Source organism: Leuconostoc sp. DB-1 (assembly GCF_013414845.1).
In the GTDB taxonomy this organism is placed as follows: domain Bacteria; phylum Bacillota; class Bacilli; order Lactobacillales; family Lactobacillaceae; genus Leuconostoc; species Leuconostoc mesenteroides.
Genome location: NZ_JABFNJ010000001.1, coordinates 689,127 through 713,164, shown reverse-complemented (window position 1 = coordinate 713,164; position 24,038 = coordinate 689,127). Strand labels below are relative to the sequence as shown.

At 35.7% G+C, this 24,038-nt stretch carries 22 protein-coding genes and 2 pseudogenes; 3 read left to right on the top strand and 21 right to left on the bottom strand.

What is annotated here, in order from left to right:
• Positions 1–7: 7 nt before the first annotated feature.
• The 5 genes and pseudogenes from HFP47_RS03290 to HFP47_RS03270 form a co-directional block, all read right to left on the bottom strand.
• On the bottom strand, positions 8–562 hold the full coding sequence (locus HFP47_RS03290) for a sugar transporter (RefSeq protein ID WP_081365847.1): 555 nt from the start codon (positions 560–562) through the stop codon (positions 8–10).
• Positions 519–878: a PTS cellobiose transporter subunit IIA gene (locus tag HFP47_RS03285; RefSeq protein WP_010284241.1), complete on the bottom strand. Its 360-nt coding sequence runs from the start codon at positions 876–878 to the stop codon at positions 519–521. The genes HFP47_RS03290 and HFP47_RS03285 overlap by 44 nt, the downstream gene beginning before the upstream one ends.
• A 22-nt stretch (positions 879–900) precedes the next feature.
• Positions 901–2,868 (bottom strand): BglG family transcription antiterminator, encoded by a 1,968-nt coding sequence (locus HFP47_RS03280; RefSeq protein WP_257229700.1) that lies wholly within the window; start codon positions 2,866–2,868, stop codon positions 901–903.
• A gap of 32 nt (positions 2,869–2,900) precedes the next feature.
• Complete coding sequence (locus HFP47_RS03275; protein WP_010280592.1) at positions 2,901–3,218, bottom strand: PTS cellobiose transporter subunit IIB; 318 nt, start codon at positions 3,216–3,218, stop codon at positions 2,901–2,903.
• A gap of 14 nt (positions 3,219–3,232) precedes the next feature.
• Positions 3,233–4,668 (bottom strand): annotated as a pseudogene (locus tag HFP47_RS03270) (6-phospho-beta-glucosidase).
• A gap of 201 nt (positions 4,669–4,869) precedes the next feature.
• Here HFP47_RS03270 and HFP47_RS03265 point away from each other — a divergent pair.
• Positions 4,870–5,376: a GNAT family N-acetyltransferase gene (locus tag HFP47_RS03265; protein ID WP_179876030.1), complete on the top strand. Its 507-nt coding sequence runs from the start codon at positions 4,870–4,872 to the stop codon at positions 5,374–5,376.
• 462 nt (positions 5,377–5,838) lie between these two features.
• Here HFP47_RS03265 and HFP47_RS03260 read toward each other — a convergent pair whose 3' ends face one another.
• The 6 genes from HFP47_RS03260 to HFP47_RS03235 form a co-directional block, all read right to left on the bottom strand.
• Positions 5,839–6,819 (bottom strand): S66 peptidase family protein, encoded by a 981-nt coding sequence (locus tag HFP47_RS03260; RefSeq protein ID WP_011679686.1) that lies wholly within the window; start codon positions 6,817–6,819, stop codon positions 5,839–5,841.
• Positions 6,820–6,913: 94 nt separating this feature from the next.
• Positions 6,914–8,341 (bottom strand): NADP-dependent phosphogluconate dehydrogenase, encoded by a 1,428-nt coding sequence (gndA, locus tag HFP47_RS03255; protein WP_179876029.1) that lies wholly within the window; start codon positions 8,339–8,341, stop codon positions 6,914–6,916.
• 56 nt (positions 8,342–8,397) lie between these two features.
• Positions 8,398–9,732 (bottom strand): gluconate:H+ symporter, encoded by a 1,335-nt coding sequence (locus tag HFP47_RS03250; protein WP_011679684.1) that lies wholly within the window; start codon positions 9,730–9,732, stop codon positions 8,398–8,400.
• A gap of 27 nt (positions 9,733–9,759) precedes the next feature.
• Positions 9,760–10,533: a glucose 1-dehydrogenase gene (locus HFP47_RS03245; protein WP_218925552.1), complete on the bottom strand. Its 774-nt coding sequence runs from the start codon at positions 10,531–10,533 to the stop codon at positions 9,760–9,762.
• 75 nt (positions 10,534–10,608) lie between these two features.
• The gene (locus HFP47_RS03240; protein ID WP_257229699.1) at positions 10,609–11,796 is read right to left on the bottom strand and encodes a pyridoxal phosphate-dependent aminotransferase; all 1,188 of its coding nucleotides are present in this window, start codon (positions 11,794–11,796) and stop codon (positions 10,609–10,611) included.
• A gap of 31 nt (positions 11,797–11,827) precedes the next feature.
• Positions 11,828–12,226, bottom strand: a complete 399-nt coding sequence (locus tag HFP47_RS03235) for a pyridoxamine 5'-phosphate oxidase family protein (RefSeq protein ID WP_179876028.1) — start codon at positions 12,224–12,226, stop codon at positions 11,828–11,830.
• A 298-nt stretch (positions 12,227–12,524) separates the two neighbouring features.
• Here HFP47_RS03235 and HFP47_RS03230 point away from each other — a divergent pair, with 298 nt between their 5' ends.
• Positions 12,525–13,031, top strand: coding sequence for a type 1 glutamine amidotransferase domain-containing protein (locus HFP47_RS03230; RefSeq protein ID WP_179876027.1), 507 nt, complete (start codon positions 12,525–12,527; stop codon positions 13,029–13,031).
• A 119-nt stretch (positions 13,032–13,150) separates the two neighbouring features.
• Positions 13,151–14,359: an MFS transporter gene (locus tag HFP47_RS03225; protein WP_050895346.1), complete on the top strand. Its 1,209-nt coding sequence runs from the start codon at positions 13,151–13,153 to the stop codon at positions 14,357–14,359.
• A 15-nt stretch (positions 14,360–14,374) separates the two neighbouring features.
• Here HFP47_RS03225 and HFP47_RS03220 read toward each other — a convergent pair whose 3' ends face one another.
• The 10 genes and pseudogenes from HFP47_RS03220 to HFP47_RS03175 all read right to left on the bottom strand — a co-directional run bounded on the left by HFP47_RS03220 (position 14,375) and on the right by HFP47_RS03175 (position 24,037).
• On the bottom strand, positions 14,375–15,145 hold the full coding sequence (locus tag HFP47_RS03220) for a Cof-type HAD-IIB family hydrolase (protein ID WP_179876026.1): 771 nt from the start codon (positions 15,143–15,145) through the stop codon (positions 14,375–14,377).
• 361 nt (positions 15,146–15,506) lie between these two features.
• The gene (locus HFP47_RS03215) at positions 15,507–16,013 is read right to left on the bottom strand and encodes an ECF transporter S component (protein ID WP_011679677.1); all 507 of its coding nucleotides are present in this window, start codon (positions 16,011–16,013) and stop codon (positions 15,507–15,509) included.
• Between the two features lie 65 nt (positions 16,014–16,078).
• Positions 16,079–16,654, bottom strand: coding sequence for a uracil-DNA glycosylase family protein (locus HFP47_RS03210; protein ID WP_025268045.1), 576 nt, complete (start codon positions 16,652–16,654; stop codon positions 16,079–16,081).
• Between the two features lie 70 nt (positions 16,655–16,724).
• A pseudogene (locus HFP47_RS03205) lies at positions 16,725–17,311 on the bottom strand (ATP-binding cassette domain-containing protein).
• A gap of 16 nt (positions 17,312–17,327) precedes the next feature.
• Positions 17,328–18,089, bottom strand: a complete 762-nt coding sequence (locus tag HFP47_RS03200) for a hypothetical protein (RefSeq protein ID WP_042251808.1) — start codon at positions 18,087–18,089, stop codon at positions 17,328–17,330.
• A gap of 158 nt (positions 18,090–18,247) precedes the next feature.
• A complete protein-coding gene (locus HFP47_RS03195; RefSeq protein WP_014324649.1) occupies positions 18,248–19,297 on the bottom strand; it encodes a 2,3-butanediol dehydrogenase in 1,050 nt (349 codons plus the stop codon).
• A 158-nt stretch (positions 19,298–19,455) separates the two neighbouring features.
• Positions 19,456–20,622, bottom strand: a complete 1,167-nt coding sequence (locus HFP47_RS03190) for an MFS transporter (RefSeq protein WP_011679673.1) — start codon at positions 20,620–20,622, stop codon at positions 19,456–19,458.
• 65 nt (positions 20,623–20,687) lie between these two features.
• Complete coding sequence (locus tag HFP47_RS03185) at positions 20,688–21,425, bottom strand: NUDIX domain-containing protein (protein WP_179876025.1); 738 nt, start codon at positions 21,423–21,425, stop codon at positions 20,688–20,690.
• Positions 21,426–21,452: 27 nt separating this feature from the next.
• Complete coding sequence (locus HFP47_RS03180; protein ID WP_011679671.1) at positions 21,453–22,274, bottom strand: oxidoreductase; 822 nt, start codon at positions 22,272–22,274, stop codon at positions 21,453–21,455.
• A gap of 206 nt (positions 22,275–22,480) precedes the next feature.
• Positions 22,481–24,037, bottom strand: a complete 1,557-nt coding sequence (locus HFP47_RS03175) for a TIGR03766 family XrtG-associated glycosyltransferase (RefSeq protein ID WP_179876024.1) — start codon at positions 24,035–24,037, stop codon at positions 22,481–22,483.
• Position 24,038: the final 1 nt, after the last annotated feature.

Below are 24,038 nucleotides of genomic sequence, written 5' to 3'. Positions count from 1 at the left end.
TCCATAACTATTTCATCTCCTTATTATTTTTAAGAACGGACTGATAGGCTGTCAAACGTGCGTAATATTTATCGTGATTTGTTGCAATCAAGCCTAACCTTTTGTTAACTATGAGAAGTATGCTACTACTGAGTAATAACAGGATTAGTACCACTAAGCGGTTACTACCAGTATTTTGTATAAATTGGTAAAAAAATGTAAATAACGATGTTGGGATGCTCACCATTAAAATGATATTCACGATAAGCTGTGATGTGAAGAACACTTTTGAATAAATCAGTTGGTTCGTATGATGTCCAAATAACTTAATTTGTTCAATAATTGCTAGCGAAGCGATAAACATTAAAGCAACAGGTATCAGTGCCACTAGGGTCTGCCACATAATTATGGCCCAATACAAGTTTACGAACAGAAAGAATGCTGTGGCATAACGGATTAACATGAATCGATTAAACTGCATGCTTTTAAGGCTCATTTCCGTACGATTTTTTTCGATTGCGACCTCTAAACCGTGCTGTTTATCCTGTGGCTTTTTTGGCCCTCGTTTGATTCCTTTTTTCAATGTCTTGTACCTCCTCATAAAGAGTCTGCATTTCAATAGCCATCTCACGTAAAGTCATCGTTGTCATTAAGTGGTCTTGTGCATGGACTAATATAATTTCCATATCAATATGACTACCCTCAGCGTATTCTTGTAACAAGTTTGTTTGCGATTTATGAGCTAATAGTAATTCGTCATTTGATAATTTTAGATTTTCGTTAGATAACTTAAAGTTTTTTTCTCTCATGGCTTCAAAAGCCTTATGAACCATTGTGCGCGCATTTCCACTGTGTAAAATAATTTCAAAAGCGACAACTTGAATGTCTTCTGATTTCATATATACTTACCTCCTTTCATCATTAACAGAAAATTATGCCGAAATTCTGAAAAATTTCTTGAGGCAACCAACCGGCCCTGTTCTTCAGTATTTTCTGTAAATTTACAATTGCCTGCGTCGTTTCTGTCAAACCCTTATTGCTCCGATAGGATGGTGATAGCAGGAAAACTAGCTGAATGTTTGGATGCTCGTCAGACCATCTGACACCATTTGGTATAATTCCAATAGCAATTTTGGGTACTCGACTCATCGGCATAGCAGGATGTGGAACGGCGATAGTATCACTAAAAACGATTGAGCTCAGTTGTTCACGTTGATCGATTTGTTCCAAAAATTCATGTTTTAATTCGGTAGGTTCATTGGACATCAGCATATTAGTTAACTCTTGTAGTAATTCCTTCCGATGAGGCGATACCTGCCATATTTTAAAACTTGACTGATCAATAAATTGATCAAAATGATTTAAAACACTATTAATTGGTTGCTTTTTCTCTACAGCAATATATTTATTTCGGACTTGCTCATTATCTAAAAATTCATTTATTTTTTGAACATCTGCTTCGGTTAAAAAAATACTTACCTGTATGACTGGAACCTTGAAAACACGTGTTGACAGATCAATAGCACTGATTATGAGATTAACATTACTTAAAGTAGTGTCATCAACTTCATAATATCCTTTAATATCAACAATGTTTAAATACATGCCAAATTCTTTTTCGACACGATTGTTGAGTAACTGTGCCGATCCATACCCTGTTGCGCAGATAATTAAGGCTCTTGGTTTATTTAAATTTTTGTATTTTTCTGCTGCTGCCATCAAATGAAGTGCTAGATAAGCGACTTCATCGTCATTAATGTCAAACTGAGATAAATAAGGCGACCATTTTATATAGCGCTTGGTATCCATGAACTCACTTAAATAATTCGTTTTTATTTCCTGTAACAAAGGATTTTTCAATTGAATACCTTGCTCAAGGCGAACTATCATGGGTTTTAGATGTTCAATGATATTTTTCTTGAGAGCATAATCCTTAGTAACTGGATAATCGGTTTCTAATTCAATTCGTTGCAAGATCATATCTAAATCCCGTTGCAAGGGACCATCATTTTGTATATTAATATTTTTCCCTTGTGCCATTAATTGAATGGTTAAATAATCTACTTCACTTTCCGGAAATTTTAATGCTAAGCCACTTTCAATACGAGAAAAAATTTTTCTAGCAACATCACTAACATTTCTGATTTCAGGATTAATGTCAACTGGAGCAGCCTGTAATTCAAAGCCGCATTTCAATCGTTGAACGCTTAGTGCAATGTATAAAACAATATTTTGTATGGTAAAGTCCGTTAAATGAATACCAGCTTCTCGACATTCATCAAGAACAATAATCGTAATTTGATCGTAACTAATTGCCTTAAAGAAAGATTTATTTTTCATATAATGTTGAATAGAATTTTCACTATGACTGAAAAAGTAATCTAGAATAAAGTGACGTTTATCGCGCTCTAAACCCGTAATGAAAACACCTATATTGGCTTTGCTTTCGACACTAATTCGATATGGCATTAACACTTTGCGAATGATCGATAAATCTTTTGAAAGTGTGGTCCTTGTAACAAATAATTTTTCAGCCAAGTCATCAATTAAAAATTTTTGATTTTCAATAATAAGTTTGTTCAAAATATACTTTTGACGGTCCGAAATATTATTGCTGTCCTCATTAATTAACCACTGGGATAATTCATAATTTTTATTTAAAAATAAGTCAAATGTAACGGGATGAGATATGTGCAACCGATAACCTAAACTGGGTTTTGCATCAAGTAGGGCACCTTGTGAAACTAAGGTTTCTTTTAAAATTTTGATATAATTACGAATTGTTCTAGGTGTCAGTGACAAAAGAGTAGATAATTCTTCACTGGTTACGAAACGATCTGAATTATCTACTAAATAGATTAGTAAATCACGCTCTTTTTTCCTCATCATCACACCTCACACAACCTTTACCATGCAAATTGCTAACTAATATGTTCCTGTACTAAGTTCGCCATGCCCTCAATACCTGTTGGTATGGGTATATAGGCTTTAAAGGGAATAGAAACAACAGGTTTACCAACCTCATCTCCAATCTTTTCAAAACCTTCAAGATACATTGTTGTCTGTGGGCTGACCAGAAATAGATCGAAATCACTATTACGAATAGCATCTTCTCCTTCTGTAGCAGTAATCGCATCCACTTCAATATCTATATTTTTATTTTTGAAATAGTCAGTTGTTTTTTTTGCCATCATGGAGGATGACATACCAGCTGCACAAATAATTAAAGCTTTTTTCATCGTGTTTCTCCTTTTTAATTAATATTTTCAGCGTTCGTTGCGATAACGTCTTTAAACCAATAAAAGGAATCCTTTTTGCTACGTTTCAATGAACCCTCATTTTGGTTATTTTTGTCTACATGGATAAATCCGTATCGTTTGTCCATTTCTCCAGTCCCGGCTGAAACCAAGTCAATACATCCCACGGTGTATATCCAATCAAATCAACGCCGTCTTCAACTACCGCCAACTTCATTTCCCGAATGTGTTCTTGTAAATATGCAATGCGATAAGAATCATGTATTGTACCATCTTCTTCAACTTTATCGTATGCGCCAAATCCATTCTCAACAATAAATAATGGTAAATGATATTTATCTGTAAACCAGTTCAAGGCGTAACGCAGCCCCTTAGGATCAATTTGCCATCCCCAATCACTTGCTGCTAAATAGGTATTACGTACTTGGCTATTTTCTGGTGTCATGTCATCAAAGTTTAAACCTTCTGGCTTTTTAACTGCATGTGACATGTAGTAACTAAAACCAATATAATCAACGGTACCAGCTTGTAAGTCTGCCAGGTCTTCTTGGGTAACATCAATGTTAAATCCCTTCCGGGTCCAATATTTTGTTAAAAATGCTGGATATTGACCATTGACATGCACGTCTGCAAAGAAATAATTTTTTTCCATGCTCTTTTGAGCTGCCAGAACATCATCTGGATTCATAGATGCTGGATAAATTGGTCCCATAGCAATCATACAGCCAATTTGAAAATTGGGATTGATGTCATGACCCATTTTAACAACTCGTGCGCTAGCTACTAATTCATTATGAGCAGCTTGATACATACCCTCCTCACGATTTTCACCAGGGTTAAAATGCAGCCCAGAATTTGTGAAAACCAGAAAATCATTATCATAGTTAGCCTGATTGTTAATCTCGTTAAACGTCATCCAATATTTGACCTTGTCTTTGTATCGCTTTAAACAAGTCGTTGCAAACTTAACGAATAAATCGATTACTTTTCGATTACGGAAACCACCATATTTTGTAACCAAGTGGTACGGTAATTCGAAATGAGATAACGTGATGACTGGTTCAATATTATTTTTGATAAGTTCATCAAATAAGTCATCATAAAATTTTAAACCTGCCTCATTTGGCTCGCTTTCCTCACCAGTAGGATAAATTCTTGTCCATGCAATTGAAGTTCGAAAACATTTAAATCCCATTTCTTTAAATAAGGCAATGTCTGCTTTGTAACGGTGATAAAAATCAATCGCTTCATGATTAGGATAATATTCTCCTGAAACAACTCCTTTCGTAATGTTTCGCTCTTTGTCTGGTCCACCAACCGTCATGACGTCAGCGACACTAACTCCTTTACCTCCTTCTTGCCACGCACCTTCTAATTGGTGAGCTGCAACAGCACCACCCCGAAGAAAATCTTCAGATAAACGTTTAGACATATTTAGTCCTCCTTTAACTACTCACATTTTATCAAGTAAGCGCTTACATTGCCATTGAATTGTTTTCCTCATACTTGCGGAAATTACCTTACAAGAGTAATTTTTATGGTGATTATTAAAAATATATAAAACCACATAAATTACTATGATAAAATTATTGGTAAATACATTCAATGATTATGGTCACATCAGGGGAAACAAATGACTTTTAGAGAATTAAAACAATCAGATGAAAAAATTTTTAACGACTGGATAAAAAGTTGGACCACTGAATCAGTAATTGTTTCTGTAGCCAAACCCATTACCGGCAGTTTCGCTGAACATTTAGCTAATCTAGAGCAAATGAAAAATAATAGTATTAATAATTTTGTTCCCGCCAGCAATTATTTTTTTATTGAGGATGGTTTGATAAAAGGCGGCGTATCAGCTCGCTGGCAGTTAAATGACCACTTGCTTAATTTTGGAGGACATATAGGATACGGCGTTGCCCCTGCCTGGCATCAACAGGGAATAGCTAAGAAAATGTTAGAATTAACACTAAACATTTATCAGCAACGTAAAATTTCACCTGTCTTGATTACCGCTGAAAAATGGAATATCGCTAGCCGCAAAACAATTGAATCCAATGGTGGCGTCCTTGAAAATATCATCAAAGAACCCAGCACAGGAAAATTATTTTGTCGATACTGGATTGATTTGAATAGTTAGTAATAAATATCATCATCCAGAAAGTTGTTTTATTTCTTGAAAAATACGACAAAAAAAGCTGCCCTGTTAAGGCAGCTTTTTAAATTTAATCATCTTCGTTATTGATTGAATTCAAATGTTTAAATGAAGTCTGTATTATGACAAACAATAACGTTAGGATGCTAGATATTATCATAGCAAGAAAGATTGCTCGACTAAAATTGCAGAATAAAACTAATATAGCAACCGTAAATATAAAATAAATAAGCCAAACACAAATAATGAAAGTTAAATAAATAAATGTGTTAGAGACTTTTTGATTATTCCCGCTCAATAATCAATACCCCCTGAATTAAGAATAAAATAATATATTTTTTCAACTTAACTGTCATTAATCAATGTAATCGAGTTCCCCACAAAATATATTATTTCTATAATTATACCATGTTTACATCGTCATCATTTTTGTTTCTGGCATAAATGCTATCCTTTTAACACTTCTATCGTAACATCGGCATTATTCTTAGCACGAACAGTAATCATGCCACCAAGAGGGAAAGTGAATATAGGCTGAGTGTGACCAAAATCAACATGATAAACCACCGGAATAGTATTGAGAACAGGAAATTTAGCTAATATGCTGTGAAGATTGGGTTCTGACATTTTATTTTCAACTGGGAACCTTCCAATAATTAATGCGGCAATATCTGGATGAATTTGTAGCATTTGAGATAATTCTCTAGAAAATTCAAGTGGTTCTCCGCCCTCAGCTTGTTCAATAAATATAATAGGTTTTGTGACGGCGGGCAAAAACTTTGTCCCAGCTTGGAGCCCATACGTTTGTATATTACCACCAGTGCTTATCCCCGTTGCTTGGCCCGAGTTATATACTTGCCACGAATTAGGCATTGGCTTTCTTGGTATATTAGGATCAAACCACATATCGCTTGTCCAAAGCCCGCTTGGTTGTAAATCATACTCTGACTGACCTAATGCTTTTATCCATTCGTTTGTTTGATACTCCTGTAATTCATTCATTTTGAAAGATGAGTAACATGGCCCATAATATGTTACTAATCCTGTCTGGGCACGAATAGCATTGTGTAAGCTTGTTATATCCGAATAGCCAATAAACACTTTTGGATGGCTTCTAATTATCTCCCAATCAATATAAGGCAGCAATTCATTTGAATTCAAGCCACCAATGGTCGTCATCACTACTGACACGTTATCATCAATAAAGGCCTGGTGTAAATCCTGAATACGCGCAGTAATTGAGCTAGAATAAAACAGATCATTCTCAAGTATATGATCCCCAAATGTTACTTTATAGCCTAATTTTTCCAATCTTTCCTTGGCCACTAAATTTTGGTCAAACCCACCAACTCGCTTGATTGAAGAACTTGGCGATATTATTCTTATTTCATCGTCTTTTTGTATTTTTTTAGGAAAAATTGTTTCCATTATTTCACCCCACAAATCATATTTGTAGAGAATTGTAGCACATTTTCAATAAGAAAGTACATTCAAATAAAAAACCGTCTTGGACGGTTTTTTTTCATGCTTCATCATACCAAGGATAATGGTACATTTCTCCAGCAGGCTTATCCGTTCTCTCATAGGTATGCGCACCAAAATAGTCACGTTGTGCTTGTGTGAGATTAGCAGGTAGAACAGCTGAACGATATGAATCGTAGTAAGCTACAGCAGCAGACAATGAAGGCGTTGGCACACCAGCGGTAACAGCTAGTGCTACTACACGACGAGCAGCATTTTGGTATTCTTCAGCAATATGTTGGAAGTAAGGATCTAAGAGCAAATTATGCAGATCCGCTTGCGTTGTAAAAGCGTCCGTAATGCGTTGTAAGAATTGGGCACGGATAATCGCCCCTGCACGCCATAATTGTGCTAATTCTCCAAATAGTAAATGCCAATCATAGTGCTCTGATGCCATACGAAGTTGATCAAATCCTTGTGCATATGACATGATCTTTCCAAAATACAAAGCTTTTCGAATATCCTCTACGGTACTTTGCTCATCACCAGAAAACGAATAGTCTGGTCCTTGCAATGTTTTTGAAGCCGCAACACGATCATCTTTCATTGCTGATATATAACGTGCATAAACTGATTCAGTTATTAATGACTGTGGCGCTCCAACTTCAAGCGCTGATTGAGAAGACCACTTGCCTGTGCCCTTGTTTCCGGCCCGGTCTAAGATAACATCAACAATTGGCTTGTCAGTACCTAAATCATCCTTTCGAGTTAAAATATCAGCAGTTATTTCAACCAGATAAGAGTTTAGTTCTCCTTCATTCCAACCAGAAAAAGTTTGAGATAACTGCTCTTGATTGAGATGTAAGACACGCTTCAAAATATCATAGGACTCTGCAATTAATTGCATATCACCATATTCGATGCCATTATGCACCATTTTCAAATAATGTCCTGCGCCATTAGGGCCAATATACGTAACGGTTGGTTTACCATCTTCTGGGGCTTTTGCTGCAATTTGCGTCAAAATAGGAGCTACCAAATCATATGCTTCGCGTTGACCACCTGGCATTAATGACGGTCCTTGCAGTGCACCCAATTCACCACCTGATACACCCATACCAATAAAGTTAATGCCTTCTTGAGCTAATTTATCTGAGCGGCGTATCGTATCTTCGAAGTAAGTATTACCGCCATCAATCAGCATATCGCCCTTTTCTAGATGTGGTAATAATTCATCAATAACAGCATCCGTACCCTTTCCAGCTTTTACCATCAGCAAAATTCGGCGAGGTTTTTTGATAGCCTCCACAAATTCCTCTGTAGTATAGCTTGGGATAAATGCCTTATCTTCATGCTTTTGGACTAAATCATCAGTTCGTTCGCGAGAACGATTATAAACAGCAACTCGATAACCCCGGGATTCAATATTGAGCGCTAAATTACGTCCCATTACAGCTAATCCAACAACACCAAAATCTGCTTGTTCCATTTTATTACCCACTTTCCTTAATTTAAACTTATTTCATATATAATTAATTTACTGCACTACATAAAACATGACACGAGTAGAATCGATAACAGACCCGAAACGGAGATGACACTGGTTAATGTCGTCCAAGATAAGAACGTTTCTTTCAATGTTAAACCAAAATATTCTTTTATCATCCAGAATCCAGCATCATTAACATGATCAGCAAATATACTTCCAGCACCAATTGCCAAAACTACTAATACAGGACTCACACTTGAGTTGGACACAACTGAAGTAACTAAACTGGCTGCTGTTATCGAAGCAACAGTAGATGATCCTAGGCTGACGCGAAGTAAAGCAGCGATTAACCAAGCAACAAGAATTGGGGACAAATTAGTTTGTCCGAATAAATCGCCAATATACTTAGAAACACCACCATCAACTAATACTTGTTTGAAGGCACCACCACCACCAATGATTAACAACATCATAGCAATTTGTTTAACCGATTCAGACATTGCGTCACCAATTTCTTTGATATTCAATCCACGGAAAATACCCATGGTGAAAATCGCAACAATTAATGATATGAGCATAGCTACATCAGGTGCACCGATAAATGTGACGATTTGATAAATAACTGACTTAGCTGGCAAAACAAATGATAAGATGGTTGCAATACTAATCAATATTACTGGTAATAATGCTGTCAAAACACTAATACCAAACTTTGGTGTATCTTTCAACTCGAATTCTTTGTACTCACCTAAAACAGAAATATTAATATCTTTTTTATAAACTTGCGGATATACTCGATGCAAAAAATAGTTGAACACCGGACCAGAAATAATGATCGTGGGAATTGACACTAAAATACCAATCAGTAAAACGTGCCCCAAAGGCGCATTCAACACCTGTGATACAGCAGTCGGTGCAGGATGCGGTGGTAAGAAACCGTGTGCAACATTTAATGTCGCAGCCATTGGAATACCAAGGTACAAAAGAGGCATATTTACTTCACGTGCAATGACGAAGATAATTGGCAATAACACGACTAATCCAACTTCAAAAAACAAAGCTAAACCAATAATAAACGACGTAATAATAACAGCAATTTGAATGCGTTTTTTTCCAAAAGTCGCAATGAGCTGGTGCGCAATTCGAAAGCCACCACCTGCGTCGGAAATTAACTTTCCAAGCATCGATCCAAATCCAAATATAATCGCTAAGTGGCCTAACTGACCACCTATTCCTGTCTCAATACTTGTTGAAATATCAGAAACTGGAATACCTAAAATTAAGCCGACAACAAACGCTGTAATGACTAACGATAAAAAAGTGTTCAACTTAAATTTAGTAATCAAGAATACGAGTAAAATGACACCAATCAAAACTGTTAACAATGGCATAATTAATTCTCCTTTTAAATACGAACCTTACCTTAGTAAATAGCCGCCATCAACAGGGATTGTTGCGCCATTCACATAATTTGAAGCATCACTAGCTAAATAAATAACCGTACCCATTAATTCCGATGGCTTTGCCCAATGTCCTGCCGGAATGTGGTTTAGAATTTCGGTATTTCTTTCTGGATCATTTTGGAGAGCCTTTGTCATTTCAGTATCAATATATCCGGGAGCCAGCGCATTGACTTGAACCCCATAGGGCGCTAAAGCATCTGCATAAGCTTTTGTTAGTCCGACTACTGCATGTTTACTTGCAGCGTAAGGAAAAATAAACTTTCCAGCTCGAAACGATTGCATTGATCCAATATTAATTATTTTCCCAGATTTTTGTTTTGTCATGAATTTTGCGGCTTCATGTGACAAAAAGTATAATGCGTTTAGGTTGATATCAATAACTTTACGCCAATCCTCATCCTTATAATCCAGCACGTTATTTCTAATCTGGATACCAGCGTTGTTAACTAAAATATCTAATTGACCAAAAATTGTAACACAATTTTTGACAATTTTTTCTGCCGCGCCACTTTCAGTTATGTCGATGCTCATAAATCGCACTTTTCGATTACGATTTTCAGCAAACTGCGTTAACTCTGGCCAGCCTCTTTCACTTCTGCTAACTATAAAAACATCAGCTCCTGCATCTAATAGAGCTTGAGAATAATATTTTCCCAATCCTGAAGCACCACCCGTAACTATCGCAACTCGACCTGTAAGATCAAATAAATTAGATAGACTATCTATCATTTTCTTCCTTTCTTAGTGTACCGATAAACCACTACGTGTAACCGCTTACAATGATAGTCTTTTGTATTTATTTTGTCAACTTAAATGAGCGGATTTTTTTGTCGTTAAAACATCTACCGTTCTCTCTAAACGATTCATCGCTTCAACGAGTACTTGCATTTCATTTGCAAAAGATAGCCGCACGTATCCTTCACCGGCCTCCGTAAAAGCAGAACCGTGTACTAAAACAAGATCAGATTCGTTGATAGTGAATGCAACAAAATCCCAAGACGACATGCCAAATGCTTTTACATCGATAAACACATAAAAAGCACCATCAGGTTTAGTATAGTTTAAGGACATTTCATCTAAGCGCTGCAAAACATAGTCTCTACGCTTTCTAAACACCCTAATATATGTTTTTGGTGCTTCAATATCGGTGGTTAAAGCTGTTAGGGCAGCCATTTGTGAGATGCTTGATGCACAACCAACATTAGCTTGCTGTATTTTATAGATTTCTTGAATTAGTACTTTAGGACCAGCTAAATAGCCGATACGCCAGCCTGTCATGCTGTGCGATTTCGACAAACCGTTGACTATTATTGTTCTCTCTTTCATTAATGATGCGCTGGCAATTGATGGCGCACAATCTTGATCATATGTTAGTCTTTGATAAACATCATCTGTCAGCACATATAAATCGTTTTGTTGAATAACTGACGCTAGTGAACTCAATTCTTCTTTCGACAACACAATACCTGTTGGATTGTTTGGGTAGTTCAAAATAACTAATTTTGTTTTGCTTGAAATTGCTGACTCAAGTTGCTCTGGAGATAATCTAAAATGAGTAGAACGAGTATCAACCACGACAGGAATTGCCCCAGCTAGAACTACTGCTTGTATATAAGCTGGATAGGCAGGCCCAATTAGAAGGACTTCGTCACCGGCGTTAATGAGCGCACGAACCGTGAGGTCAATACCTTGACTGGCACCAACAGTCACAAGTATCTCGCTTTCTGGGGAATAACTTACTTCATAAAACTTTTTAATGTAATCAGATATCACTCTTCTAAGCGACAGGAATCCCATATTCTCGGTATACTTTGTCACGTTATTACTAATTGCTTGCTTACCTGCTTCTTTAGTTGCTGCGGGCGTAGGTAAATCGATTTCGCCAACCGTTAATTCAATCATTTGGTCAGCAGGTTTCTTTACTAAGTCCAAGACAAGACGAATTCCTGATGCTTCTGTTTTGATCACTTGATGGTTAATAGGCTTTGTCATGACATTTTCCTTTTCCATATTCTCTTGACTATTAGGCAATGCGATCTCCAGCTTCCAGAGTATTATCCAATTTATAGATGCGATCAATACTTATCAAGACGACGGCCGCTCTTGGAAAACGATCGAATATGCTTGTTTTGGCTAAAATGTCATTAGCAAAGTCATCATCTTCATGAATAACGGCCGTTCCTTCAAAGCGGAACCCTTTCTCTACATTAGAATCCACAACTGCAACTGCCACATAACCATTTTGTTGTAAATTTGCATAAGCTTGTTTGAATGTATGTTCATAGTAAATCAGATGTTCATCATCATACACACGAGTTGATCCTTTAGGACCGACTTGTGGCGATCCATCTCCTCCGGTAGTCGCTAAAAATGGTAGCTGTTGGTCAATCATTTTTTTCATTTCTTCAGATAATAATGCCATTGTTCCATCTCCTTTTGAGTGCGTGCCGAATGCTGACTACTATATCTTTAAAATTTAAATTTTTTAAATTAAAAAGCACAACACGCAATTGTTGTGCTAGCAGTCGATTTGAATATTCTATATAAAAAAAAGAAATTTTTCTCAACAAAGTGACACATTCAATTTGTTGATGTTAATATACCACCAACAGAAAACGTTTACAAAGATAATGACTTATTCATTATTTACAAGACATATCGTTTTCATTCTATATCAATTATCGTTACAATTGAATTAATTATAGAAGGAGGAATTAGTCATGAGTAAAAAAGTTGCTGTTCTCGTAACCGACTTAGTCGAAGATATTGAATTCACTGACCCCGTCAAAGCACTAAAAGAAAGTGGTGCCTCAGTTACAACAATCAGTTTTAGTACTGAAGCTGTTACAGGAAAACATGGCACCAAAATTGACATTGATAAATCAATCGGCGATGTAGCGCCATCTGATTTTGACGCATTGTTCATTCCCGGGGGCTTTTCTCCAGATCAGTTGCGAGCCGATGAACGCTTTGTTAATTTTACAAAACATTTCTTGGCAACCAATAAGTTATTATTTAGTATTTGCCACGGTCCACAATTGATGATTCCTACTGGCTTAGTATTGGGTCGAACCATGACAGCATATCGAACAGTACAACCAGATCTTTATTACGCCGGTGCCCGTATAGAGAATAAGCCAGTGGTTATTGATGGTAATCTCATCACTAGCCGAGAACCAAAAGACATTCCATCATTTAATGAAGCTATAATTGATGCTTTAAATTAGAAACACAATAAAAATTATCTTACCATTGATCATTAATTTCTGAGGAAAGATGGTCTTTTTTATTTGCATAAAGAGAACATATCTAATTTATATTGTTTTACTGAAAGTATTTGTTTAAAATGGATTTTATTATGACAAATCATTTGAAAAGAACCTACGTTTCATTAATGTTAAGCCCATTTTTTTCACAAATCGGCTCAGCTATATATGTTTTAGGGCTAAACTGGCTAATAGTAAAATCTACTGGCACTACGCAACTACTGGGTATCATCGAGGGAATTGGTGGCTTTGCGTTCTTGATCGGCGATTTATTAGTCGGTTTACTAGTAGATCAACACAATCGAAAATATGTTTTAATATGGACTGATATTATTGCTACTTTGGTTTGTGTCGTCAGTAGTTTTCTAATTAATAATAACACTCCCCAAATATGGCTTTTAATTTTGATTACTTTTATACTAAATTTAATGCTGGCCCTGAACTATCCAGCCGCTAAATCAATTGTACCTGAAGTAATCAACGGGAATTATTTGCAAAAATTCAACGCACTTTCAAATACCTTCTTTGGTCTTGCAAATATTATCGCCCCAGTTATTGGTGGCGTTTTATTGGCAATAAATGGCATTGATTTTAGTGAATTTATTTTAATTAATGCTGCTTCATATTTTATAGCACTATTTTTTAATTTATTAATAACTTACCAGCCAACACCATCAGTTAAGAACCATCAATCTGAATCTTTTTTAATAAGTACCATTAGCGGGTTCAAATATGTGCTCGAACACAAAAAATTACTTCTATATATGTCTTCCATGGGTATTTTTAACTTTGTGTGCGCTGGCTTCCTACTCACCACACCTTATATAAGTAGCCACTACTTTTCCAAAATCACTTCTAGTTATAGTTTGTTTTTGATCTGTGCAGCTGTCGGTGGTCTGGTAGGCGGTCTGTGGTTAACAGTACAAAAACAAAAAATTTCTTCAAATCGTATTTTTGCTGAACAAATCTGTTATGGTATTATTCTTATTCTAGGTAGCCTAAAATTTTCGATATATAGTTGGATTATCATTGCACTAGTATATGGTTTGATACAATCACGTTTCTTTGGCAGTATGATTACTTTTATTCAAGAAGAAACGGACATCTCATTTTTGGGAAGAATTTTTGGACTTACATTTCTATTTTTTGATGGCATTCAACCGGTAGGTTCATTTATTTTTGGCTTTTTTGTAAGCACTTGGGGTAGTTGGACCTACAGTGTTTTAGGTAGTTTAACTTTATCACTGTTCGGCCTCATTTATTTTTTTAACCGTAAAACTTTTGAATGATTATTCGAAAGTTTTTTATATTAACTTAAAATGTTTTAAGCCTTCCAAAACGCCATTATCTGTTTTTGCAACATAGCTAGATAACTTCTTTAATTCCGCTGTAGACTCTTTCATAGACATCCCATAATTCACCGTTTTGAACATGGAAATATCATTGTTTTGATTACCAAATGCATAAGTTGTCACCCTACTGTCACTAACCTTTTCTAGCAACAAATTAATTGCTTGCCCCTTAGAAACTCCTTTAGGTAGGATATCGATGGCCAACGGCGCATAGCGTTCAATATCTGAAACTGCAATAATTTTCTCTCTAATGACCCTCTCGGTTTTGGCGTTTAAATATAAATTCATAAAGTTAACAGGTTGTTCTACAAAAAACTTCTCATTGAACTCGATATCCATACTGCCCATACTTCTCATATGTTGTTGCACGATCGGATTATCCATTGTTAGAGCAAAACCGTTCTGGTTAAAAAAACCTGTACCAATATTGTACTCATTGGCTATTGCTAATATATGCTGAATTTCAACAATCGACATAGTCGCATTTTGAATTAGCTTTCCTTTGAATTTGACATAGCAACCATTAGACAGAATGTAATTTTCTACTTCTAAAAACGTCAGTAAATGCTGTACCTCGTAAAAACTTCTGCCCGTTGCTATAACAGGTTCAATTTCATTCTCACGCATGCTTTGAAACGCTTGTTTGATCTCCAAAGAGACATGTAAATCGCCATCTGAACAAAGCGTTCCATCTAAATCAAAAAAAGCAATTTTTCTCATCATCTTTTACCTCTTCGTATTCTCTTAATGTTTTTTTATTGCACTTTTCAATATAGCAAAAATATTGAGTTTTGAATTTTACGTTATTTTTCAGCTATTACTCCACCGAAGTCAAAAACAACAAAAAAGAGGAAAGAATCAGCGTACAGTAAAAACGCTAAACCTTTCCCCTCGGATTTTTTATATCAATAGGTGCCTTTTGAATATTTCAAAAGATGGAGCCCTCGGTCACTGACCATATTGCGGAACCCTAGCTCCAGTTTTCCAGTTCGTTTGTAATTATATCATATAAATGTAACTTTTGTTGTTCTTCTTATACAAGGTCTTCAATCAACCGGAAAAAGCAATAGCTAACCAAAAAAGCTTAAATTTTCAAATCAACCTGTGGTAGCTTTTTAAATACTGGAACAAGAACTAATGCAACGATTAATCCCATCACTGCTTGTGCGATATTCCCGATAATTGACGCCAATCCCGCTGTCCAATTATACAACATAGCACCAGCTAACATGTACCCAACCACCATAATAAATGATCCAATAATTAAGCCAATGACTTGGCTGGTAATATGTTTCTTATAGCCAAAATAGCCCACGATTAATCCTTCTATCCCATGAATAATTAAAGAAAAAATCATCCACTGTGGATAACCAGCAAGCAAATCTAACAGCAGACCGCTTAAGCCACCGACGATCAATCCACTACGTGCACCACCAAGCAGGGCAGCTAAAAATATCCCAGCTTCAACCAAGTTAACAAATCCATTTGTCGCCGGGACAGGTATCTTAACAATGTAAGATAATGCAATATTGAAAGCAATGATGGTTGCTAAAATAGTGATCTGCTTTGTATGATTTTTTTGTTCTATCATATTATTTGTTTCCTTTTATTTTAAATAAATATCTTTTTATACTTCAGTCAGATAGTCGCACAATTTCACTTTTCTTTAATTGTGTCACTAACTTTGGCTTGCAAGCGAGGTACTACCTCTTTTTCAAACCAAGGATTACGATTAAGCCAAATATTATTCCTTGGCGATGGGTGAATGATAGGAAAATATTTTGGCAAATAAGATTTATAATTTTTAACAACATCAGTTATTTTCTCTGTGCGAGCCAAGTGTAGATAGTATTTTTGAGCATATGACCCGATTAAAACAATTAACTGCAAATTAGGCATTGAAGCAATAAGCTTTGGATGCCACTTTTTTGCTATACTACCACGCGGTGGCTTATCACCTGATTTTGCTTTCCCCGGGTAATAAAAGTCCATCGAAATAAATCCAAAATTACCAGAATCGTAAAATTGTTTTCTATCAACATCCAACCATTCGCGTAGTCTATCTCCAGAAGCATCATTCCACATGATTTCTGTTTCTTGCACTTTTTTACCAGGAGCCTGACCAATAATCAGAATTTTCGCGCTCTGAGGTGTGTAAAATACAGGATTTAAGCCTTTTTCTGTGTAAGTTAAATTATCCTTATCTGCTTTAATGTCCTCAAAGATAGTCATGTATTTCTCCCATTTGTTATGAATTACATAATCTAACTTTATATTACCATATTAATAGCATCCAACTGTGTTAAAAATCTATTTTAGAAAATGGGAGGCTGTCTAATTGGTCCAAATTGTGCGATGTCATAACCACTGTTTTTTCATTATTTACAACTAAAGCTGCAATAAGCTTTAATATAATTTTAGCGTTTGTAGTATCTACCCCGCTTGTCGGTTCATCAAAAATATACAATTTTTATTGAGTAGACACTGTCCATAAGTCAACACAATTTTTCTTTCTCCGCCAGAAAGTTGGCCAACTTTTAAATGCCAGATACTGTCTAAAACTGTCTGCTTAATTTTTTTAAAGCTTTCATTATCTTCTAACAACGAATTACCGAATCGACGATACATTTCAATAGTTTGTTTGACGGTTAGTGTTGGAAAAAAATGTATGTTCTGAAGTTGGTAAGCAATATCGCGTTGGGCAGGAACACCAATTTTTTCTCCAGTCGCTGTCTTGGGCCCGACACCAGCAAGAAAATCTAAAAAAGTAGTTTTTCCAACACCGTTACCACCGGAGATAATATTTATTTTATCTTCGGCTAATATAACATCAAGATTTTTTGCAAGAATCCTTTTCCCAAAATGAAGTGAATATTTTTTTATTTGCATAACTTACTCTCCCCGCTTAGACTCGATCGGCCACTGCGTTTACTGATAATTTTGAAATAGAGTACCAACCAATTAAAACATAAATAAGTGTGACTAATAGACAAACGACAATCTCCGAATAATACAATTTAGCATTAAATAAAAATAATAGCACTTGATAGCTCACTTCAGTAATATATGAAAGCGGATTAATTAGCGAAGTAAAGGTAGTAATTAAGTTTTCCCTATTGTTTGGAACATGCATCCCAATAAATAGACCAAATAATAACATACTCACCAGGATATTTATTGACTCTATTTTAATTTTAAGCATAAATAATATGCTACCAGCAAAAGCAATCGGTAATGAAACAACGATAGAAGCCATTATGCCAGCTAATAATAGCTTTATGCTCCAATAATGAGCAGTAAACATGACCACAAAATTAAAGATCAGTAATTCAATATTCAACACTAATAACTGGACAAGAAAATTAGCACCCAGTATTTTGTATTTAGATCCGACAATGAAGAAAGTTTGTTTGTAAAATCCGCTTTCCCTTTGAGATATCATCCCAACAATCACATTATTTAAAATTGTGACTAAAATGATGTAAGCCCAAAAATAACCAATGACCTTGAAAGTTTCGTGGTTAAACGTCACGCTGTCACGCGTGAAAGAATTGATATTTATATATAGAAAATAAATAGTCGGAATAACCAAATTAAAAATAAAAACAAATTTGTTGCTCAGCATATTAACCCAATATACGCTGGATAAGTTTTTAACATCGTCCATTACTCTTCCCCATAACTGTTATAAATTCTAAAAAACAAGTTAAACTCTTTTCATTATATATTAATTAGCTAAATGTGTAAATCATAATAAAAAGCTACCGCTATCCTAAACAAAAGTAAGAATAGTAGCAACTTGTATGCTTCGATATTTTAAAGTAGTTAATCTTTACTTAAATCAATTAAAATCTTGGCCTGCGATTTATCGCTTGTTAATGACTCAAAACCATCAGAAACAATACTGTCCAATGAAATTGTATCCGTAATAACTGGTTCTACATTTATTTGCCCACTGCTAACAAGAGCAACAGTTTGTTGGAAAGTTTCTTTTGAATAAGCAATTGTTGTGGTCAGTTTAACACCTGCATTCATCAATTGCATTGGGTTAAAGCTGATTGGCTTTGCAAAAATTGAAACAATAACGACACTTCCGCGCGGACGTGTTGCATCTATTGCTTGTTCAAAGGTTGGTTGTACCCCGGCAACTTCAAATGATGCATCCGCTCCACCAGGAATAATGTTCTTAATAGCTGCAATAGTGTCTGGCACTTGACTTGGATTAATCACGTCTGTTGCGCCCATTTCAAGCGCTTTTCTCAAGCGAACTTCTGACAAATCTACAGCCACGATTTTAGTAGCCCCTGCTGCCTTCGCAGCAGCAGCAACTAATACACCTATTGGTCCAGCACCAAAAATCACAACTTTTTCGCCAAATCGAAGATCAGCCTCTTTGATAGCTTGGACCGCAACTGCAGTTGGCTCAATAGTAGCTGCTAATTTCAATGAGAATTCTTCAGGTAAATGATATAAGTTATCTTCTGGTACATTCACGTATGATGTAAAGCCACCATCCGTGCTTAAACCAATAAAGCTATAGCCATCGTAAACATCCAAATCATCAGAAGAAATTCCCTTTGTGACAGTTGGATTAATTGAAACGTGATCCCCAACTTTAAAATTAGCCACATCAGGACCTACTTTTTCGATAACGCCAGAAAACTCATGTCCCATCGTTAATGGTGCTTGACCGCCAGTCAATTCATCTGGTTGATCAACGGGAATAAATACAGGGCCCTCAAGGTACTCGTGTAAGTCGCTGCCACAAATCCCAGCATAAGCAACACGCACTACTACCTCATTAGATTTTGTTGGTTTGAGTTCAACATCCTCCACACGAACATCTTTAACGCCATGCCATACAGCTGCTTTCATTTTTTCTCCTTCTGACTATCAGTTTAAATTTTGAAAGACATAAATTATCTTTATTATATTATATGTCAACGCTTACAATTTGTGTATATAAATTTCATTGTTTTTTGTATAAAACATATAAATTTGTACAACACAACTAAGTAATACTATGGTAAAAATCAATACTCGTCCTCTAGATTGTCTTTTACACCTATCAATAACACCACTATCGCAATAATCAGCAATACTGCAAAGACACTAAATATGACACTAATGCCTAATTTGAAATCAAATAACCAACCGACAAGGAATGGTCCAACCGTGGCACCTACACGCCCAACTGCTTGTGCGGTACCCATGGCTGTACCTCGTATTTTCTCAGGAAATTGTGCGGGAGTCAAGGAGATTAATGTCCCCCATGCACCTAAGTCAAAGAAAGACATAAAGGCACCGGCCACTAGTATTAAAGCTATATTAGTACCAAAGCCAAAAACGAAACTCGAAATCAACGTGCCCAACAGATAAATTGCCAAAATCTTTTTCCGACTCATCTTATTCATTAAGTAGGCAGCTAAATAATACCCAGGCAACTGAGCTATACTCATGATAAGCGTATATCCTAATGAATTAACGATTGAAAAACCACGCATGGTTAGGACAGTAGGTAGCCACAAAAAGATCCCATAATAGGTCAACATCACAATAAACCACATTATACTTAAAACAATTAACCTTGATCGATGTTTGCTGGAAAGAAGCTCTTTAAAAGTGCCTTCGTGACTTTTCTTATTGATCGGTTCATTTGGTAAGTGCTTACGCAATGCTAGGGCATAAAAAGCAAACAAAGCCGCAAGGGCAACGGCAGCGCGCCAGCCAAAACGAGGAATAATTAGAAAAGAAATCAAAGATGCTAAAATCCAACCATAGGCCCAAAAACTATCCGCTAATAACAGCATTTGTGATCGCTTTGTACCAGTGTAGTTGTCAGCAATAATCGTTGCTGCTACTGGTAACTCCCCACCTAGTCCAATGCCTGTTATAAAACGAATCACCATAAACCACAAGATGTTTGGCGCAAATATTAACGCCAAATTACCCAATGAAAAAATGAGTAGCGTTCCGATGATAATATTTTTACGACCATATTTATCAGCTAATTTACCGCAAACAATTGACCCAACAATCATGCCAATCGATGTGACAGCGGCGGCCAATCCTAATTCTGTACTACCGACGTCCCACTCATTTTTAATCAATGGCATGATAAACGATAGCAAAGCAACATCCAATGCGTCAATCATCCATGCCGTGCCAATAATGAACAATAAGTGTCTCTTTTTATCCATAAAAAGAACCTCTTCCTTATAAAAGTATTTTTTACTTTTATTATTTATAAAGAGATTCTACATCTTTAAAATGAAATTAGCAAGCGAAACTTTTTTGCTGGCCTCCCCGGCCCTTTTTTATCAACTTCTCCAACTAATTCAAATATTTTTTTGTTGTTTTGTAAAAAATTAGAATTATCAGGCTCATCTTGTCCAAAAATACCATAGACGTGCCGAGCTGTTTTCAGCGTAAAGGAAGATCCTAATGTTAATAAAATAGTCGGCTGGTAGTTCAGTTTGTTGACTATCCGGTGGCAAGCCACAGTTAAAATCCAATTATGATCAAAGGCCAATCGCTTTTGAGAATCTAATTCTGTTACGTACTCATTTTCAGCTAACGTTTTAAAAAACAAATCACCCTTTTTTAGGCCAAAATAATTGTTTTTAATCTTTTCTAGCGTAAACCATTCTGCTTCGATTGCACCAGATCCAGGAACAAGATTCACGTATTTTGGCAAAAATATCATGTAACTCAGCGACAGCGCCCGAAAATCAGGATTTCTATCTGGTGCTGTAAATGTTGCTAGTTGCTCTGCATGAACATCAGAAAGCGATAATCCTATTTTCTCTTTTATTAGCCGTAAGGATGCTTCGTGTGCACTTTCGTCTTCTCGCAACAATATTTCTGGTAACGCCCAAAAATTTTCAAATGGCTCATCGGCACGCTTGATTAATAGTACTTTGACCTGTTGCGTGTCATAATCAAAGCTCCAGATGACATTAGTAATAGTGATGTAAGGTCTTTCCAAAGGAAATGAATCCATAACTACCTCCTTGTAGTTGACTAAAATTTAAACAACCTTTTGAATTAATTTATCAAACATTCGTGTAGGTAAAATGGCATGCAAACTAATCAATATCTTTGCGCCATAACCCACTAAGTATCTAGGCTTTGGTCGTTTAGTAGTCACTGACCTTACTATTGTTGAAGCAACTATATCTGGATCTGTTAGCCTGCTAGATGTATAAAGTTGATGCATTCTTTTGGACGCTGCTAAAGCATGTTCAGCATAAGGTGTATCAACCGAAGTTTTTCGAAGATTCTCTGCAGCAATAGTACCCCAGTCAGTTTTAATTCCACCTGGTTCAATAAGAATAACATCAATGCCAAATGGTTTGACTTCCATGCGTAGCGCATCGCTAAATCCTTCGAGAGCATACTTAGTGGCATGATACCAAGCGCCCATATATGTTGTCATACGTCCTGCCATAGATGAAATGTTAACAATACGACCATATTTTTGATGACGCATATGTGGTAAAACCAGTTGAACAAGAGTAGCAAGGCCAAACAAATTAGTTTCAAATTGCTTTTTAGCTTCTTCTATGGGGACATTTTCAATAGCACCATATGAACCATAGCCAGCATTATTAATTAAAATATCAATCTGACCCTCTTGACTAATAACGTGTGCTACAGCTGATTTAATTGAATGTTCATCAGTTAAATCCATCTTAAGAGGAATAATTCCTAATGAAGACAGTGGACTCATTTTTTCAATTCGGCGTGCTGCACCATAAACTTTGAAGCCATACGCGCTTAGTTTTTCTGCTGCTTGATACCCAATACCACTACTAGCACCAGTTATTAATACTATCTTTTGTTTGGTCATACGTTTATGTTCTCCATTTTTCGTTCGATGACTCATATATTGACGTAAAGTTTCAAAATATGATTTGACAATTAACAAACTTATTAATCTGTTAACTTTACTGCGTACTGTGTTTTCCAACAAAATAATTATAACCTTAATTTTCACGCTTTCATAATTAAAAAGCCACTGTTACCAGTGACATCATACTATCAAAATTGTAATTATTATGATTCGTAGTTTGTTCGTTTTAATAACGTAGCATCAATAATTTTTTTAATAATTTGTTTCGAATCATTAACCAAGAGACTGGCGCCCAATAAAAATAGTGGTAAAAATTGGATAATATACCTACTTCTACCTCCTTCAAACAAAAGAAGAAACAGAAAGGCTCCCGTGATACCTAATCTGATTGTTTGTGTTGTCTGTGATTTATTATGCCAACCAAAAAATATACAGCTTAAGATAATCAACCAAATGAATTGGGCAATAAACCGAAAGTCGGCCACATTTTTCCCATATATATATAGATAATTTTCCAGCACCCCTTTTAATCCGTGGGATTTTGGAATTTGGTCTCCCTGAATAAAATGCCCCTCCTTTCCCCATGCAAACGAGCCATCGGCCGTATTGTTTATTTGCTTTTGAATTATAAAATAAAAATAGCCAATGACACCTAACTTTTTTAATCGTTTAACATACATTTGTTTCGAATACTCAATTTTTTCGGACTTAGCTGCTAACTCACCCATTTTTAAAGTATCCTGCGCATTATATCCACCATCACCAGAAATACCCATGTTCATAAAGTGCACCGCTGGGATAGCCCGCTCTCGATTGACGTGAATTAATGTTTGATGCTCAATTTTATTTTGAGTTATCGTGTATAAACAAATAAAAGAAAACATAACTATCAAAACTGTACTGGTTTTTTTGAGTACTTCGGGTAATAACACACGTTTTTCTTTAAACAAGCTAAGTGTCTCAATTAAACCGATTGCGATAGCGGGAATAATTGCGGATGGTTTAATGAAATACGTTCCACACACAAGTAAAGCAAAGAGTGTCATTAATATATTTTTTTGCCATAGTTTAGATACTTTCTTTGCGCTGAAATAGAAAAATAAAAATGCTGATACAAATGGTAGGACCCATGTATCGGTATAGGGTATAACTATCCAAGGAAAGAAACCGAATACTAATATATGAATATATAAAGAAACTGCAAAGTAACGTCTGTCGATCATATAAGAGGTGGCAACCGAAAAAATAATCGATAGATCAACCATGACTATGGTCAGATAATCAAAAAACAACCATGTTTTCAACTGAAAAACATTTGAAAGAAACGACATAAACAACAGAATGGGCAAGTTATTTGAATTCAAACTAAAATATGCTCGATTATTTACATCATCTACATGATCTAGTGTATTAATTAATGCCGAAGGATCCCAGCCAATTTTAGGATGAAATACTGTTACAAACAAAAATTGTAATAAAACTAACAATACAAATAACGCAATTGATGTAATATTTTTATGTTGTTTAAAAACAAATACAACAGCCTTTTTGACTTTAGGTAAAAAATAAATTAGGCTTATGAACAATAGTATTATGCTGATAAAGACAAGCAATCCCAACGTAGTTGTTGTGCCTCTTTTTAAGTTATCGCCGATAGTAAAATTATCTGATAGAATCGCTGAAAGATAGGTAACACCAAAAAGTAAATAAAATAAAATCAGAATAGTAGCATTTCCCAAAGAAAATATCTTCTTTTTCATA

What these genes read in the sequence shown, in the direction of transcription:
- HFP47_RS03285 (WP_010284241.1), bottom strand. Translation starts at nt 878, where the DNA reads ATGAAATCAGAAGACATTCAAGTTGTCGCTTTTGAAATTATTTTACAC.
- HFP47_RS03280 (WP_257229700.1), bottom strand. Translation starts at nt 2,868, where the DNA reads ATGATGAGGAAAAAAGAGCGTGATTTACTAATCTATTTAGTAGATAAT.
- HFP47_RS03275 (WP_010280592.1), bottom strand. Translation starts at nt 3,218, where the DNA reads ATGAAAAAAGCTTTAATTATTTGTGCAGCTGGTATGTCATCCTCCATG.
- HFP47_RS03265 (WP_179876030.1), top strand. Translation starts at nt 4,870, where the DNA reads ATGACTTTTAGAGAATTAAAACAATCAGATGAAAAAATTTTTAACGAC.
- HFP47_RS03260 (WP_011679686.1), bottom strand. Translation starts at nt 6,819, where the DNA reads ATGGAAACAATTTTTCCTAAAAAAATACAAAAAGACGATGAAATAAGA.
- gndA (WP_179876029.1), bottom strand. Translation starts at nt 8,341, where the DNA reads ATGGAACAAGCAGATTTTGGTGTTGTTGGATTAGCTGTAATGGGACGT.
- HFP47_RS03250 (WP_011679684.1), bottom strand. Translation starts at nt 9,732, where the DNA reads ATGCCATTGTTAACAGTTTTGATTGGTGTCATTTTACTCGTATTCTTG.
- HFP47_RS03245 (WP_218925552.1), bottom strand. Translation starts at nt 10,533, where the DNA reads ATGATAGATAGTCTATCTAATTTATTTGATCTTACAGGTCGAGTTGCG.
- HFP47_RS03240 (WP_257229699.1), bottom strand. Translation starts at nt 11,796, where the DNA reads ATGACAAAGCCTATTAACCATCAAGTGATCAAAACAGAAGCATCAGGA.
- HFP47_RS03235 (WP_179876028.1), bottom strand. Translation starts at nt 12,226, where the DNA reads ATGGCATTATTATCTGAAGAAATGAAAAAAATGATTGACCAACAGCTA.
- HFP47_RS03230 (WP_179876027.1), top strand. Translation starts at nt 12,525, where the DNA reads ATGAGTAAAAAAGTTGCTGTTCTCGTAACCGACTTAGTCGAAGATATT.
- HFP47_RS03225 (WP_050895346.1), top strand. Translation starts at nt 13,151, where the DNA reads ATGGATTTTATTATGACAAATCATTTGAAAAGAACCTACGTTTCATTA.
- HFP47_RS03220 (WP_179876026.1), bottom strand. Translation starts at nt 15,145, where the DNA reads ATGATGAGAAAAATTGCTTTTTTTGATTTAGATGGAACGCTTTGTTCA.
- HFP47_RS03215 (WP_011679677.1), bottom strand. Translation starts at nt 16,013, where the DNA reads ATGATAGAACAAAAAAATCATACAAAGCAGATCACTATTTTAGCAACC.
- HFP47_RS03210 (WP_025268045.1), bottom strand. Translation starts at nt 16,654, where the DNA reads ATGACTATCTTTGAGGACATTAAAGCAGATAAGGATAATTTAACTTAC.
- HFP47_RS03200 (WP_042251808.1), bottom strand. Translation starts at nt 18,089, where the DNA reads ATGGACGATGTTAAAAACTTATCCAGCGTATATTGGGTTAATATGCTG.
- HFP47_RS03195 (WP_014324649.1), bottom strand. Translation starts at nt 19,297, where the DNA reads ATGAAAGCAGCTGTATGGCATGGCGTTAAAGATGTTCGTGTGGAGGAT.
- HFP47_RS03190 (WP_011679673.1), bottom strand. Translation starts at nt 20,622, where the DNA reads ATGGATAAAAAGAGACACTTATTGTTCATTATTGGCACGGCATGGATG.
- HFP47_RS03185 (WP_179876025.1), bottom strand. Translation starts at nt 21,425, where the DNA reads ATGGATTCATTTCCTTTGGAAAGACCTTACATCACTATTACTAATGTC.
- HFP47_RS03180 (WP_011679671.1), bottom strand. Translation starts at nt 22,274, where the DNA reads ATGACCAAACAAAAGATAGTATTAATAACTGGTGCTAGTAGTGGTATT.
- HFP47_RS03175 (WP_179876024.1), bottom strand. Translation starts at nt 24,037, where the DNA reads ATGAAAAAGAAGATATTTTCTTTGGGAAATGCTACTATTCTGATTTTA.